Consider the following 14,946-nt stretch of genomic DNA (forward strand, 5'->3'; position numbering starts at 1 on the left):
ATCGTCTGGTTCCGTGAATGAGCGCTTCTTAACGATAGCGCAGGTCGAGCGTGAAGGGGAATTCGAGGCTGCGTTGCTGCGGCTCGATCTGTGTTGCGCCCGGCGTATGTCCCGTCGCGAAGAAACGCGCGCGCCGGCGGCTCTCCGCTTCGTATGCATTCACCGGGAATGTCTGATAATTACGCCCGCCCGGATGCGCGACATGATACTGACATCCGCCGATGGCGCGGCCCGTCCAGGTATCGACGATATCGAAAGTCAGCGGCGCATGCACGTCGATGGTCGGATGCAGCGACGCCGATTGCGACCATGCTCTGAAGCGCACGCCGGCCACATATTCACTGACGCGTCCCGTGGGCTGCATCGGCAAGGGGCGGCCGTTCACGGTAATGACATGCCGGGCGCCGTTGAGCCCGAGCGCCCGCACTTCGAGCCGCTCGACGGAAGAATCGACGAAGCGCACCGTGCCGCCTATCGCACCTTCCTCGCCCATCACGTGCCACGGTTCGAGTGCATTGCGCAGCGTCAGTTCGATGCCATTGGTGTCGTAGGCGCCGACGAGCGGGAAACGGAATTCAAAATGCGGATCGAACCAGCTCTTCTCGAATGCGAAGCCGGCTTCGCGCAAGTCGGCCAGCACGTCCTCGAAATCCATTTCCACGAAACTGCCGAGCATGAAGCGGTCGTGCAGCTCCGTGCCCCAGCGCGTAAGGCGCGCGGTGTAGGGCTTTTCCCAGAAGCGGGCGACCAGCGCGCGCAGCAGAAGCTGCTGCACGAGGCTCATGCGCGCGTGCGGCGGCATTTCGAAGCCGCGCAGTTCGAGCAGGCCGAGGCGGCCGGTCGGACCATCGGGCGAATACAGTTTGTCGATGCAGAATTCCGCGCGGTGCGTGTTGCCGGTCACATCGATCAGGATATTGCGCAGAATGCGGTCGATGAGCCAAGGCGGCACGGTGGCGCTGTCGCGACCGCCCAGCAGATCGAGCTGGCGTTGCAGTTCCTTGAATGCAATTTCAAGCTCGTAGACCTGATCGTTGCGCGCCTCGTCGACACGCGGCGCCTGGCTCGTCGGACCGATAAAGAGACCCGAGAACAGTGTGGATAGCGACGGATGGTTGAGCCAATAGGCAATCAGGCTCGCGAGCAGATCGGGCCGTCGCAGGAACGGGCTGTCGGGCGGAGTCGCACCGCCAAGGACGAAGTGGTTGCCGCCGCCCGTGCCGGTGTGACGGCCGTCGAGCATGAATTTCTCAGGGCTCAGATACGTCTCGTGCGCCGCGTTATAGAGAAATTCGGTGTGCTCGACGAGCTGTTTCCAGTTCGATGCCGGATGAATGTTCACCTCGATCACACCAGGATCGGGCGTGACTTGCAGCACCTTCAGACGCGTGTCGCGCGGCGGCGGATAGCCTTCGACGATCACCGGGATACGCAGGTCGGCGGCCGTGGCTTCGACGGCGGCGAGCAAGTCGAGATATGCGTCGAGCGAGGTCAGCGGCGGCATGAACACATGCATGAGCTTATTGCCGTTGCCGTGTTTCTTGAGCGCATCGGCTTCGGCTTTCGGACCTGCGGCGCGCGCCGGATTGCGTGCTTCGACGCACACGGCGGTACGCGCGATCCACTTCGCGGATTCGCCTCGTTCGGGCATGCGAGTGCTTGCCGAATACGCCGATGCATCGCCCAAGGCTGACGATCCGGTCAATGCTTTCGCCGGACCTGCCGCATCGCTGCCGAGAACATCTGCGCCCGGCTCGGCATTTTGCACACCGGATTCAAAATCCAGGTCGGCGGCATATTGCATACGAAATTCAGCCGCCCGCCGCAACGGCATGGACGGCGCAAACGGGTCGTGCTCGTGCTGATACGGATAGTCGCTCTTGGCCACCCACGGCAGCGAATCGAGCGGCATGCGGTAGCCCATCGGCGAATCGCCCGGAATCAGATACATGCGCTCGTCGCGGAAGAACCACGGGCCGCTCGCCCAGTGCGCCGGACGCGTGCCGTCGGCGGCTTCGCGGGCAATCGGCAGCGCGTAGCCGGTCACCGAGGGCAAGCCGGAATCGAACACACGGAAGAGCCGTGCGCGCTCCAGTTCGTCGTCGAGACGCGAGTCGAACGGGTCCACGTTGACCGGCAGGCGACGCTCGCGCCACAGGTAGTACCAACTGTCTTCGTAGCCCGCCTGAACGTATTTTGCATCCAAGGAAAGCTTGCCCGCGAGATGGCGAATGAAGCGCTCGGCATCTTCGGCGGTGTAGTTGGCGGGCTCGCGTTCGTCCGCGAAGAGCGTGGGATCGCTCCAGCACGGCTCGCCGTCCGCACGCCAGAATAGCGACAGCGCCCAGCGCGGCAACTGCTCGCCGGGATACCACTTGCCCTGGCCGATATGAAGGAAGCCGTTCACGCCGTACTCCGCGCGCAGCTTGTCCATTAGCGTGACCGCGTAGGCGCGTTTGGTCGGACCAAGGGCGTCGGTGTTCCATTCGGGCGCATCGCGGTCGCGCACGGCGACATAGGTCGGCTCGCCGCCCATCGTCAGGCGCACATCGGAAGCATTCAATTGCGCATCGACCTGATCGCCCATGCGCAGCACGTCACTCCATTCTTCCTCGCTGTACGGCTTCGTCACACGCGGCGTTTCCAGCACGCGCGTGATGGTCATGGTGTGAGTGAATTCGACTTCGCTCTCATCGACTGCACCTGAAACGGGCGCCGCGCTGTCCGGCTCCGGCGTGCACGCCACCGGAATGTGGCCTTCTCCCGCGAGCAGGCCCGAGGTCGGATCGAAACCGATCCAGCCCGCGCCCGGCAGAAACACTTCGCACCATGCATGCAAATCCGTGAAGTCGACTTCCGTTCCGCTCGGACCGTCGAGCGATTTCGTATCCGGCGCGAGCTGCAGCAGATAGCCCGAGACGAAGCGCGCTGCAAGTCCCAGATGGCGCAGCGTTTCGACGAGCAGCCAGCCTGAATCGCGGCACGAACCGGCAGCGCTGACGAGCGTTTCCTCCGGCGTCTGCACGCCCGGTTCCATGCGGATCAGGTAGCGAATCTCATCGGCGAGACGTTGATTCAATCCGACCATGAAGTCGATGGTCGGCGTCTCCGTACGGTCGATGCTCGCGATGAACTCCGCAAAGCGCGGCGTCAATTCGCGCTTGATCATGTAGGGTGCAAGGTCGTGGCGCAAATCCGGCGCGTAGGCGAACGGGAATTTTTCGGCAGACGGTTCGAGAAAGAAATCGAACGGGTTATAGACCGCCATCTCGGCGACGAGATCGACCGTCACCTTGAACTCGCGCGTTTTCTCCGGGAAAACAAGGCGCGCCTGGTAATTGGCGAACGCGTCCTGCTGCCAGTTGATGAAGTGTTCCTCGGGCTCGACGTTCAACGAGTACGACAGAATCGGCGTGCGGCAATGCGGCGCCGGGCGCAAGCGCACCACTTGCGGCGACAGCCCGACGAGCCGGTCATAACGGTAATGCGTGACATGGTTCAACGCGACGCGAATGGACACACCGGACTCCTTTTATTCAAATGACGCCGCACACGGACAGTGCATCGTGCGCGTCTTATCTGTTGCTTAAGCGTTGCTGTAACGCCAGGCGGGAAGAGCGCTTAACGCGGCACGATGATTGCGTGGACTGCGCGCATCCACGAACACCGCGTCGGTTCCGACGCGAACTCCACCCCTTCCGGCTATCACGATGAAGACTTTTCACTGCAACCGCTGCGATCAGCTCGTGTTCTTCGAGAACACACACTGCGAAAATTGCGGCGCGCGGCTTGGCTACGTGCCCGAACTCAATCAGATCAGCGCATTCGAGGAAACCGGCGACGGCCAATGGAAAAGCCTGCATCCCCTCGCGAAAGACATGTTGTACCGCCCGTGTCATAACTACGAGGTCGAGAACGTCTGCAACTGGGTGGTTCCCGCCGACTCGCCGGAAACGCTCTGCTGCTCCTGCAAGCTCACGAGCGTCATTCCCAACCTCGACAATCCCGACAACCGCACCTACTGGTATCGGATCGAGGCGGCCAAGCGGCGCTTGCTCTATACGCTTTCCGAGCTCGGCCTGCCGGTGATCTCGCGGCAGGAAGACCCGGAACGCGGCCTCGAATTCCGCTTTCTCGAAGGCGATTCGCAAGGCCACGGCGTGATGACGGGTCACGACAACGGCATCATCACGCTCAACATCGCGGAAGCCGACGACGCGCATCGCGAGAAAACGCGCGCCGATCTGCATGAGCCGTATCGCACCTTGCTCGGTCATTTCCGCCATGAAACAGGGCACTATTTCTTCGATCGCCTGATTGGCGACACCGCGCGAATCGCGCCTTATCGCACTGCATTCGGCGACGAGCAGCAGGACTACAACGCCGCGCTCCAGCGCCATTACAACGAGGGACCGCCTCCCAACTGGGAAGAGAACTTCGTGAGCAGCTATGCCACGATGCATCCGTGGGAGGACTGGGCCGAGACCTGGGCGCATTACCTGCATATCGTCGATACGCTCGATACCGCCGTGTCCTGCGGCCTCGCGCTCGTCCCCGACAGTCCGCATGAACCGACGCTTACCGACCAGACGCCTGTCGAGGAAACCACCTTCGATAACCTGATGAAACGCTGGTTTCCGTTGACCTATGTGCTCAACAGCCTGAACCGCAGCCTGGGCATGCCCGATGGTTATCCGTTCACGCTCGCCCCGGCGGTGATCGACAAGCTGCGCTTCGTGCATCGCGTCGTCGCGGCGGCGTCGAAACGCTAGGGACGCGTTCAAGCGGAGCCTTGCGACTGGCTCTGCGACTGACCCGTCCCCTGCGTTTGCGTCTGCGTTTGCGAGGGCTCCTGAGTCGCTTCCGGCGTCTCGGGAGCGATAGGCAAGAGAAACTCGCGGCTGATACGGCCTGCAAGATCGTTCACGCGCGCGAGGAAGCTCACAAGATACGCGTGCAGCCCCGCTTGCAGAATCTCGCTGATGCGTCCCGTTCTAAGCTCGGCGCTCAACTGCGCCGCCAGGCGCGACGCCTCGGTTTCGCGACCCTTGGTGACATGACGGATGAGCAGCTCCGCTTCGGCAATGCTCGCCGCAAGCGAGCGCGGCCATTCGCCATAGAGAATCAGGAGGCCGGCAACGCGCTCGGGCGTGATGACATCGCGATACACTCGGCGATACACCTCGAAGCCCGATACCGAGCCCAGCACGGCGGTCCAGTGGTGATAATCGAACGGCTGCGCGGAGGTATCGGCGCGCTGCTCCATCATCTCGAACTTCACATCGAGAATGCGAGCCGTATTATCCGCACGTTCGATGAAGGTTCCGAGACGCATGAAGTAAAACGCATCGTCCTTGACGAGCGTGCCGAGCTGAACCCCGCGCGAGAGATGCGAACGAAACTTCACCCACTCGAAGAAGGTATAGGGCTCGCGCTCGAGAATGCCATCGGCCAGCATGCGCTGACAGTCGAGCCACGTCGTATTGAGCGATTCCCACAACTCGCTGTTCGTCGAACTGCGTACAGCGCGTGCATTCTCGCGAGCAGCCCGCAGACAACTCACGATGGACGAGGGATTCGACATGTCCCGCGCCATGAAGTCGACGACCTCGTGGCTCTTCATGCCGTGGTGCGCGGCGGAATAGATGCCGCTTAGTTCGGAGATGGAAAGCATCGCGCGCCAGCCCAGTTCCGCATATTCGTCGGACTGCGGCAAGAGCGAAAGCTGATAGTTCGCGTCGAGCATGCGCGCGGTGTTTTCGGCGCGTTCGGTATAGCGCGCCATCCAGAAGAGATGATCCGCGGTACGGCTCAGCATGGGTTTTCCCGGTTGTTGATATGGAGGTTCGCGTCTCGATTCTCGAGCCGGGGCTCTTAGCGTTCAAGCACCCACGTGTCCTTGGTTCCGCCTCCTTGCGACGAATTCACGACAAGAGAACCTTCACGTAGCGCGACCCGAGTAAGGCCGCCCGGCACCATGCGCACCTCATTGCCCGACAGCACGAACGGACGCAGATCGATATGGCGAGGCGCGATGCCTGCCTCCACATACGTCGGGCATGTGGATAGCGCGAGCGTAGGCTGCGCGATGTATTTGTCCGGATGCGCTTCGAGCACCTTGCGAAACTCGGCGATCTGCGCGGTCGTCGATGCCGGGCCGACCAGCATGCCGTAGCCGCCCGCGCCATGCGTTTCCTTCACGACGAGTTCGGGCAAGTGATCGAGCACATACTTGAAGTCGTCTGGCTTGCGGCACATCCATGTCGGCACGTTGTTGAGTATCGGCTCTTCGCCGAGATAGAAGCGCACCATGTCCGGCACATACGGGTAGATCGATTTGTCGTCGGCAATGCCTGTTCCTACCGCATTGCAGAGTGACACGTTGCCCGCGCGATATGCCGAGATGAGGCCCGGAACGCCGAGCGACGAATCTTCGCGGAACACGAGCGGATCGAGGAAGTCGTCATCCACGCGGCGATAGATCACATCGACGCGCTGCGGCCCTTGCGTCGTGCGCATATACACGAAGTCGTGGTCGACGAAGAGATCCTGTCCTTCGACCAACTCGACGCCCATTTGCTGCGCTAGGAACGTGTGCTCGAAATACGCCGAGTTATACATGCCGGGCGTCATCACGACGATCGTCGGATTTTCAACGCCTGCGGGTGCCGCCGCGCGCAATGTATCGAGCAGCAAATCGGGGTAATGCGCAACCGGCGCCACGCGGTTACGCGCGAACAGATCGGGAAAGAGCCGCATCATCATCTTGCGGTTTTCAAGCATGTAGGACACGCCCGACGGCACACGCAGATTGTCTTCGAGTACGTAGAACTCGCCCTGGCCCGCGCGCACGATATCGATACCCGCGATATGCGCATAGATGTCGCGCGTCACCTTAACGCCGCGCATCTCCGGCCGATACTGCGAATTGTTGAGAATCTGCGTCTCGGGAATGATGCCCGCGCGAATGATGTTCTGCTCGTGGTAGATGTCGTGAATAAACCGATTGAGCGCATTGACGCGTTGCCGCAAACCGCGCTCTAGCGCTTTCCATTCGTCTGCGGGAAAGATGCGCGGAATGACATCGAAGGGAATGGTGCGCTCGGGAATGCTGCCGGATGTATCGCTCGTTCCATAGACTGCGAACGTAATGCCGACGCGGCGGAAGTTGAGATCGGCTTCGGCGCGCTTGAGGCTGATTTGCTGTTCGCTCTGCGCGATGAGCCAGGTCATGAAATCGCGGTAATGCTTGCGCGGATCGCCCACGTCATTGAAGGCTGCCGCTGGCACACCGCGCGCCTCCAGCACGCTTTGCTCGAACATCTCGTTGAAGAATGCTTGCGTCATAACCGGTCTTCCATATGAAGTGCATGCTGGGGCGGCGCCCCTTCGCTCGTAATTCTGGTTGCACTCGCAAACGCTCGAAAGCCTGAACGACGCGGCCGACCGGACTCAACCGGTATGTCGTGTTGTTTCTTAGGCGACCTCTAAGCGCGATGTCAACGATAGCCACGATTTTCGTCTGCATCGAATGCGCGGGCAGCCCAGTGCCGTTCAATCAAAAAGCAACTTCAATGCCAATGGTACAAGCCGGAATAAAAACACCTTTATATTGCGCCGATGCCAACATCCATGCACCAGAAAAGCGCATCGGTCCGAACGAGTGCACAGTCTGAGGAAGCCAGACGGCCGCACGACGGTGCGCGTACGCATGAATCGTTGCGCTCCACCGGTATCATAAGCGTCTCACCGCCAGTCTCCGACAGTTTATGAATACGCCCTCTTCTCCCGCTTCGCGCCCTGCCTTGCGCGAACTCACGCCACTCGAAGCACGCGTCCTTGGCGTGCTCGTAGAAAAGCAGCATACCGTGCCGGACACTTATCCTTTATCGCTCAACTCCCTCACCTCGGGATGCAACCAGAAGACCGCACGGGCTCCAGTCATGAACGTGAGCGAGGACGAAGTCCTCACGACCATCGACGGATTGAAGCGCCTCTCGCTCGTGATGGAAGGCAGCAGCAGCCGCGTGCCGCGTTTCGAACATAACGTCAATCGTGTGCTTGGTGTGCCGAGCCAATCGGTTGCCTTGCTCGCTACGTTGTTCTTGCGCGGCCCGCAAACCGCTGCAGAATTGCGTTCGAACAGCGCGCGTCTGCATGGCTTCGCGGACATCTCCTCCGTGGAGAGCTTTCTCGATGAGCTCGCTTCCAACGACCCGCCGCGCGTGATGAAACTGCCGCGCGTGCCGGGCGAGCGCGAAAGCCGCTGGGTGCATTTGCTATGCGGCGAAGTGAGCATGAGCGATTTTCCCGTGCGCGATGTCGCTGAACGCGAGTCTTGGTCGCCATCGGAAGTCGAATCGCTCAAGGCCGAGCAAAAGCGCCTGACACTTGAAGTCAACCAGCTAAGAGCGATGGTTCAGCGCATGGCGGCTGAATTGGGAATCGACCTCGAAGGATCGTCCGACGAAGCATGAGTGTGTCGATCGATCCCGCGGGCTTTAGCGTCAGGCGTGCAATGCTGATCGTCTTCGAGGCGGCTTAGCTTTAGCGCATCGTGCCAGGACCAACTATAAGCGATGGTTTAGCTAATGCTTGACGTAACCGGAAAGGAACACGTAAGCATTAAACGAAGATAGCGTGACATGCGCGCATCAATTACAAATATCTTGGATAATTCGCTCGCAGCGCCAGGCGCAGACAAAAGACGATACTGCGCCGCGCCTCGAACCCGCAACGACGTATGAGGAGAACCAGCGTTGGAACCCGACACGAGCGACCAAAACAAGAACCGTCCATGGCTCTGGGCGACTCTTTTGATTCCCTATATTGCCCTGCTCTGGCTGCCGTTTTATAACGACACACATCCATCGTTCGCAGGCTTTCCCTTCTTCTACTGGTATCAGTTTCTTTGGGTGCCGCTCACGTCGCTTTTGCTTTATGTCGTGTATCGGGGCATCAAATGAACGATCTCAATCCAGTCAATCCGGTTGCGATGACCATCTTCATCGCGTTCTTTCTGTTGGTCACCGTCGTCGGCTTCTTTGCGGCGCGCTGGAAGCGTGGCGATCTTACGCAACTCCATGAATGGGGCTTGGGCGGCCAGGCAATTCGGCGTTTTGATTTCGTGGTTCCTGGTCGGTGGCGATTTCTATACCGCCTATACGGTGATCGCGGTTCCCGCACTGGTCTATTCGGTCGGCGCGTACGGCTTTTTCGCGCTGCCTTATACGATCATCGTGTACCCGTTCGTGTTCGCGGTAATGCCCAAGCTCTGGAAAATCGCGCACGCCAAAAATCACATCACCGCTGCGGACTATGTGCACGGCGAATACGGCGGCAAGTGGTTTCCTGCTGCCATCGCGTTGACAGGCATCGTCGCGACCATGCCTTATATCGCGCTGCAACTGGTCGGCATGCAGGTGGTCATCAAGGGACTTGGCGTGACGGGCGAATTGCCATTGATCGTCGCGTTCGTGATCCTCGCGCTCTACACCTACACGAGCGGCCTGCGCGCGCCCGCGATGATCGCGTTCGTCAAGGACATCATGATCTATATCGTCGTGATCGCGGCCGTGTGGGTCATTCCGTCGAAGCTCGGCGGCTATGCGCATGTGTTCGATACCGCCGATCAGTTCTTCAAGGCCAAGGGCGGCGCAACGGGCATCACGCTCAAGCCCGCGCAATTCACGGCGTATGCTTCGCTTGCGCTTGGATCGGCGCTTGCGGCATTCATGTATCCGCATACCATGACCGCCGTGCTGTCTTCGTCGTCCGCGACCACGGTGCGCAAGAACGCAATTTTTCTGCCTGCTTATACCTTGCTGCTGGGCCTGATCGCATTGCTCGGCTATATGGCGATCGCGGCGGGCATTCATGTGAAATCGGCGTCGGATGTCGTGCCCGCGCTCTTCAACACGCTGTTTCCCTCGTGGTTCGTGGGCTTCGCGGCGGCGGCCATTGCCATTAGTGCGCTCGTGCCGGCCGCGATCATGTCGATCGGCGCGGCGAATCTTTTCACACGCAACTTGTGGGGACCGCTGATCTCGCCGGACATGACGCCCGCTTCGGAAGCCGCGACGGCCAAGGTGGTATCGCTCGTCGTGAAGTTCGGCGCGCTGCTGTTCATCGTCTTCCTGCCGACGCAATATGCCATCGACCTGCAATTGCTCGGCGGCGTGTGGATTCTGCAAATATTCCCCGCTATCGTGTTCAGTCTCTACACGCGCCGCATGACGATGCCCGGCCTCTTTCTCGGCTGGCTCGTCGGTATCGTGCTCGGCACTGGACTTGCCATCTCGCAAGGGCTCAAGCCGGTGTATGTCCTGCATGTAGGCGCGGGATCGTGGCCGCTTTATATCGGCCTGATTGCGCTGGCGGTGAATATCGTCGTGACGTTCGCGGTATCGCTCGTGACGCATCGCCGCGTGGTGCCCGCGGTTTAGCGCCATGGAAAAAGCCCGGCGCTTGACGGCGTCGGGCTTCTTTGCCGAGTGATAGTATCGATGGAGCATGCCCTTCTCATCTTCCGTCGAGTGCCATGTCCGCCTCTTCCATCGCGAACACGCTGTTCGCACCCGGCAAGCTCTCCATCGGCCTTACGCTTCCCTTGGTAACGTCGGGCCGGACCGCAGTGGACTTTAGCGAGCAGCTAGAACTCGCGCGTCTTGCAGATCAAGTCGGCTTTCGTGCGCTATGGGTGCGCGATGTCCCGCTCAATAGCATCGACTATCCCGATCCCGTCGGACACCTCGATCCGTGGGTGCTGCTCGGCGCGCTTGCATCGAATACGCAGCGTATAGCGCTTGCAAGCGGAGCAATCGTGCTCACGTTGAGACACCCGCTTCATATCGCCAAGGGCGCCGTTTCCGTCAATACGCTTTCGCGTGGACGCTTCATTCTCGGCGTCGGCTCCGGTGACAGGCCGCCTGAATATGCGGCCTTCGGGCGCGATCTTGAAGAACGCCGCGACTTATACAAACGGCATTGGGAGACGCTCGCTGCGGCCATCGAGGTGCCCTCGCGCGTCATTCCGGACCGCGAGCCCGAAGGTGCGCCCGCATTCTTTCTGCTGCCTGAGCAGGACGCTTCGATTCCCTTGATCGCAGTCGGCTCCGGCGGTCAAAGCGTCGACTGGATTGCGCGTCACTCGCTTGGCTGGATGACTTATCACCGCGAACCGCAAGCGCAGCGCGGCCGCTATAGCATGTGGCGCGCAGCGGTCGAGCGCGTGTCGCCCGGCGAATTTCGCGCATTCGGCGTGGCCATGCGTCTCGACTTGAGCGAAGATCCCGACGAACCCGCCAGCGATATTTCTCTTGGCTATCGCACGGGTTATCGCGCGTTGATCGACCTGCTGCGCGCCATGCGGGATAACGGCACGCATCACGTCACGCTGAACGTTTCGTCTGAGCGGCGCGAGGCACGCGCGGTCATCGAGGAAGTCGCGAGATACGTGTTACCCGAATTTAATCGCTAAACGCATATGACCAGGCTTGCTTCCTTGCCCACCAACGATATCGTTGCACTCGACGCCATTGCGCTATCCCAAGCTATCCATGCACGAGAAGTATCTTGCGTCGAAGTGATGAACGCGTATCTGGCGCAAGTGGATGGCCTCAACCCGCAAGTCAACGCGATTGTCTCGATGCAGGATCGCGAGAGTCTTCTAAAGCTCGCAAGCGAGCGCGACACGCAGTTGGCGCGTGACGGAAGTCTTGGCGTGTTGCATGGTTTTCCTCAAGCGCCCAAGGACATTTTGCCCGTCGCCGGCATGGTGACGACCAAAGGCTCGCCCCTCTTAGCCAAGCAAATCACGCGAACCGATGCGTTTATTTTCGAACGCACGCGTCGCGCAGGCGCGGTCTTCATTGGCCGCACCAACTCTCCCGAGTTCGGCCTTGGCGGACATACCTATAACCCCGTTTATGGTTTGACGCGCAACGCATTCGATCCATCTCGGTCGGCTGGCGGAAGCAGTGGCGGCGCAGCCGTTGCGGTCGCGTTGCGCATGCTTCCCGTGGCCGATGGATCGGACATGATGGGCTCGCTGCGCACGCCTGCGGCATTCAACAACGTGTTCGGATTTCGCAGTACACCGGGATGCGTGCCGTATGGCCCCGCCGACGAAGTGTTCTATCAGCAATTCAGCGTCGCCGGTCCAATGGCGCGCACGGTCCCCGAACTCGGCCTCCTGCTTTCGGTGCAAGCGGGATTCGATACGCGCGCCCCACTCTCGCGCCGCGACGATTCACCGGCGGCATTTGCCAGTGCCTTGGAGCGCGATATGCGTGGCACGCGAATCGGCTGGCTTGGCGATCTGAACGGATATCTGCCTACCGAGACGTCCTTGCTCGATACCTGTAGCGCCGCCTTGCGTCACTTTGAAACGGCAGGTTGCACGGTTGAAGCGGCAGAGTTGAAATTCGATTTCAATCGCTTGTGGCAAGCGTGGATCGATTTACGCAGCTTCGCCATTGCGGGCGCTAATGCGCCGCTTTATCGCGATGCCGCTAAGCGCGCATTGCTAAAGCCCGAAGCCGTATGGGAAATCGAGCGCGGACTGGGTCTTTCGGGAGAAGACGTCTACTGCGCCGCACTGGACCGTTCGGTGTGGTATCAAACGCTGAACGCGCTATTCGAAAGTTATGATTTTCTGGTGCTGCCTGCGGCACAAGTCTTCCCCTTCGATGCCACGCTCAACTGGCCTCATTCCATAGGCGCACGAACAATGGATACCTATCACCGATGGATGGAAACCGTGGTGCCCGCAACCATGGCGTCCTTACCCGCGTTGTCGGCGCCAGCCGGTTTCGGTCCTGCGGGTTTGCCAGCCGGAATACAAATAATCGGGCCGGCGCAAATGGATCTTGCCGTGTTGCAAGTCGGGCTTGCCTACGATCGCGCAAGCGGCTATTCCAGCATGCGCAGTCCGTTGCTTGCTTAGCGGGATTAAACCGCGCTAAGCGCATTTCAAGTGTTTGCTTCTTGCACGCTTGCCGCTTTCTTTCCTGCCGGACGAGCTTTGCTCTTGGCGCCCGCTGCCTTAGACGATCCTGCCGGACTGTCACGACGCGCGCCCGTTTTGCCGTTCGATGCGCCGTCGAACAAATACACGCTACGGTCTGCTACATCCTTGATCCAGGCCGGTGGACGCGTGTGCCCACTCCAAGTCAGACCGCTCGCGGGGTCACGATACTTAGGCGGCATCTTCGATTTCTTGACGGCCTTCCTGGACGAAGCCGCATTCTTCGACCCCACCGGACGCCCGCGCTTCTTGACGCCAGGCGAACTGTCGCTCTTGTCGAGATCCGCCGTAGTCAGGCCATATTGCTGCATCAGCGCGCGAATGTTTGCGATGACCTCGCTCGATTTACGTTCACGCAATGCATCTGCACGGCGCTGCAATTTTTGAATCTGAGTTTCCAACTGAGCCAATGTAACCATTCTTCCCCCGTTTGATATCCTGCATAGGTCTAGGGAATGAGCGTACGAGAATTGATAAAGGCTTAAACAATGAAGCATTAATCTCGACGCGCACACTCACCCGTCGAGACATCTTAAAGCGATACCATTGTTATAGCGGCAATCGCTCAAAAGATTACTTTTTATTGCTTTCGGCCTAATTGCGTTCGATGCGCTTGACGTGCTTTAACCGCGCACGGCGCAGTGGCTTGATGAATATGGCGTTGGCGAAACAATCAAAAAAGCGGTGTGGCGAGGCGTGCATTGCACACGCCCTCTTGACGACTTCTCAGCTTTCCTGCGCCATCTCGGCAGGCTCGTGCACATCCGTCACGAGCGCGCCCGCGAGAATCATCGCGCCGCTATTGAGCGGCACGGAACTGCCCACGCGCCTTGGCCGATACACCGGCTGCCCGCGCCTGATCACCTGCCCGCTTAGCACGCACGTTCCGCCCTTGCGCGCCGTGCAAAGCGCCCACACCTGCTCTGAATAATTGAATGAAGTGGGATCGTGCCATGAAAGCGCCAGTGTCGATTCGCTCAAGCGCTCCAACACGCGAATGTTCACGCTTTCCGCGCCCGCCGCCCGCGCTAATGCGTTCGATGGCTCGCGCGTGAAGGCACGCGGCATCAGCCCATGGGTCTCGCCAGACTGCGATCGTCGGCTTGACCGGCTATCGAGCAATGCCAGGGTACGGCTCCAGGGATCCATCGTCGATGGAAGCTTCATGTTCCGCTCCTGCTGGCGGCAACAGACGTCCGCGAAGCAAGCCGGACCGCTGCCTGGTGAACTTTCGGGAATGCACGACGCGCCATCTTTGACACCGGGGCGAGCCGCGCCAGGTCGAACCGTTATCGACTCCTGCTCTTGGTGGAGACACTGCTCTGGACATTCGATCTAGAGTAGTACACCTGAGCATGCATTGTTTTTATTTTTCTTTCCATTCTTTTGTCGAAAATGACAAGCGTCGGTAGCTCGTGCGGGCCGTCCGGCCCGCCATTTGAGACGCGGCGGGGAAAGCGAACGCGTAATGCATTAGCGAACGAACGTTCGGCAAACCCTTTAGAATACTTTAGCGGCTTACCATGTCACCGTAATGAAGGAAGTCGTTTGCCTGCTTGCGCACGTTTGCCGAACGATGAAGCATGCGCGGAGCGGCGAAATTCTGACAAAATAAAAACCGCGAACCGGACAACCCTGTCGAATCATGACAAGCAAGATGAACGTCAATGCCAGCGTCTCGGCGGACCGCGCGTCCGTCAGTTTCGTTGCCTTCTCGCGCGAGCAGGCCATTCAGTGCAACATCACGCGCAAGGCATTGGAGCAATATTTCTGGGCGCCCGTCGGTGCTACCGACGAGCGTCTGCTCAAAGCGTTAAGCGATGGCTACGAGCGCATCAGCGCTCGCGTTCATCGTAAATTCCTTGCTCATCCGTCGAGTTCGGTCACGCTCGACGTGGTCGATTTTTCCACTTGACGCG

The 14,946-nt window shown here is 59.8% G+C and carries 11 protein-coding genes and 1 pseudogene; 7 read left to right on the top strand and 5 right to left on the bottom strand.

Annotation, left to right across the window (positions count from 1 at the left end; genetic code table 11):
- Positions 1–28: 28 nt before the first annotated feature.
- Positions 29–3,520: a transglutaminase family protein gene (locus P9292_RS09370; protein ID WP_309958662.1), complete on the bottom strand. Its 3,492-nt coding sequence runs from the start codon at positions 3,518–3,520 to the stop codon at positions 29–31.
- Positions 3,521–3,710: 190 nt separating this feature from the next.
- On the opposite strand from P9292_RS09370, the gene P9292_RS09375 reads away from it, so the two are divergent.
- Positions 3,711–4,772, top strand: coding sequence for a putative zinc-binding metallopeptidase (locus tag P9292_RS09375; RefSeq protein ID WP_244830786.1), 1,062 nt, complete (start codon positions 3,711–3,713; stop codon positions 4,770–4,772).
- A gap of 8 nt (positions 4,773–4,780) precedes the next feature.
- Here the strand turns inward: P9292_RS09375 and P9292_RS09380 are convergent, their stop codons facing one another.
- Both P9292_RS09380 and P9292_RS09385 read right to left on the bottom strand, forming a co-directional pair.
- A complete protein-coding gene (locus tag P9292_RS09380) occupies positions 4,781–5,818 on the bottom strand; it encodes an alpha-E domain-containing protein (RefSeq protein ID WP_250469366.1) in 1,038 nt (345 codons plus the stop codon).
- A gap of 56 nt (positions 5,819–5,874) precedes the next feature.
- Complete coding sequence (locus P9292_RS09385) at positions 5,875–7,347, bottom strand: circularly permuted type 2 ATP-grasp protein (RefSeq protein WP_309958663.1); 1,473 nt, start codon at positions 7,345–7,347, stop codon at positions 5,875–5,877.
- A gap of 422 nt (positions 7,348–7,769) precedes the next feature.
- Between P9292_RS09385 and P9292_RS09390 the strand changes: the two genes are divergently transcribed.
- The 5 genes and pseudogenes from P9292_RS09390 to P9292_RS09410 all read left to right on the top strand — a co-directional run bounded on the left by P9292_RS09390 (position 7,770) and on the right by P9292_RS09410 (position 12,946).
- On the top strand, positions 7,770–8,477 hold the full coding sequence (locus P9292_RS09390) for a YceH family protein (protein WP_244830789.1): 708 nt from the start codon (positions 7,770–7,772) through the stop codon (positions 8,475–8,477).
- A gap of 282 nt (positions 8,478–8,759) precedes the next feature.
- Positions 8,760–8,966 carry a DUF3311 domain-containing protein gene (locus tag P9292_RS09395; RefSeq protein ID WP_370652249.1) on the top strand — a complete coding sequence of 69 codons (207 nt, stop codon included), beginning with the start codon at positions 8,760–8,762 and terminating at the stop codon, positions 8,964–8,966.
- Positions 8,963–10,445: pseudogene (gene mctP, locus P9292_RS09400) on the top strand (monocarboxylate uptake permease MctP). Before P9292_RS09395 ends, mctP begins: the two are co-directional and overlap by 4 nt.
- Before the next feature lie 95 nt (positions 10,446–10,540).
- A complete protein-coding gene (locus tag P9292_RS09405) occupies positions 10,541–11,479 on the top strand; it encodes an LLM class oxidoreductase (protein ID WP_309958664.1) in 939 nt (312 codons plus the stop codon).
- Positions 11,480–11,485: 6 nt separating this feature from the next.
- Positions 11,486–12,946 carry an amidase gene (locus P9292_RS09410; protein WP_309958665.1) on the top strand — a complete coding sequence of 487 codons (1,461 nt, stop codon included), beginning with the start codon at positions 11,486–11,488 and terminating at the stop codon, positions 12,944–12,946.
- A 26-nt stretch (positions 12,947–12,972) separates the two neighbouring features.
- Here the strand turns inward: P9292_RS09410 and P9292_RS09415 are convergent, their stop codons facing one another.
- Positions 12,973–13,524 carry an H-NS histone family protein gene (locus P9292_RS09415; protein WP_309958666.1) on the bottom strand — a complete coding sequence of 184 codons (552 nt, stop codon included), beginning with the start codon at positions 13,522–13,524 and terminating at the stop codon, positions 12,973–12,975.
- A gap of 229 nt (positions 13,525–13,753) precedes the next feature.
- Entirely contained in the window at positions 13,754–14,194 is a 441-nt protein-coding gene (locus P9292_RS09420) for a DUF3331 domain-containing protein (RefSeq protein WP_250469359.1), read from the bottom strand.
- Between the two features lie 478 nt (positions 14,195–14,672).
- On the opposite strand from P9292_RS09420, the gene P9292_RS09425 reads away from it, so the two are divergent.
- Positions 14,673–14,942, top strand: a complete 270-nt coding sequence (locus tag P9292_RS09425; protein ID WP_244830795.1) for a DUF1488 family protein — start codon at positions 14,673–14,675, stop codon at positions 14,940–14,942.
- Positions 14,943–14,946: the final 4 nt, after the last annotated feature.

The sequence above is a fragment of the Caballeronia sp. LZ001 genome (genome assembly GCF_031450875.1).
Classification (GTDB): Bacteria; Pseudomonadota; Gammaproteobacteria; order Burkholderiales; family Burkholderiaceae; genus Caballeronia.

Excerpts from the sequence above, each read along its gene's own strand:
- P9292_RS09390 (WP_244830789.1), top strand. The coding sequence starts at position 7,770 with ATGAATACGCCCTCTTCTCCCGCTTCGCGCCCTGCCTTGCGCGAACTC.
- P9292_RS09415 (WP_309958666.1), bottom strand. The coding sequence starts at position 13,524 with ATGCTTCATTGTTTAAGCCTTTATCAATTCTCGTACGCTCATTCCCTA.
- P9292_RS09385 (WP_309958663.1), bottom strand. The coding sequence starts at position 7,347 with ATGACGCAAGCATTCTTCAACGAGATGTTCGAGCAAAGCGTGCTGGAG.
- P9292_RS09380 (WP_250469366.1), bottom strand. The coding sequence starts at position 5,818 with ATGCTGAGCCGTACCGCGGATCATCTCTTCTGGATGGCGCGCTATACC.
- P9292_RS09405 (WP_309958664.1), top strand. The coding sequence starts at position 10,541 with ATGTCCGCCTCTTCCATCGCGAACACGCTGTTCGCACCCGGCAAGCTC.
- P9292_RS09410 (WP_309958665.1), top strand. The coding sequence starts at position 11,486 with ATGACCAGGCTTGCTTCCTTGCCCACCAACGATATCGTTGCACTCGAC.
- P9292_RS09375 (WP_244830786.1), top strand. The coding sequence starts at position 3,711 with ATGAAGACTTTTCACTGCAACCGCTGCGATCAGCTCGTGTTCTTCGAG.
- P9292_RS09425 (WP_244830795.1), top strand. The coding sequence starts at position 14,673 with ATGACAAGCAAGATGAACGTCAATGCCAGCGTCTCGGCGGACCGCGCG.
- P9292_RS09420 (WP_250469359.1), bottom strand. The coding sequence starts at position 14,194 with ATGAAGCTTCCATCGACGATGGATCCCTGGAGCCGTACCCTGGCATTG.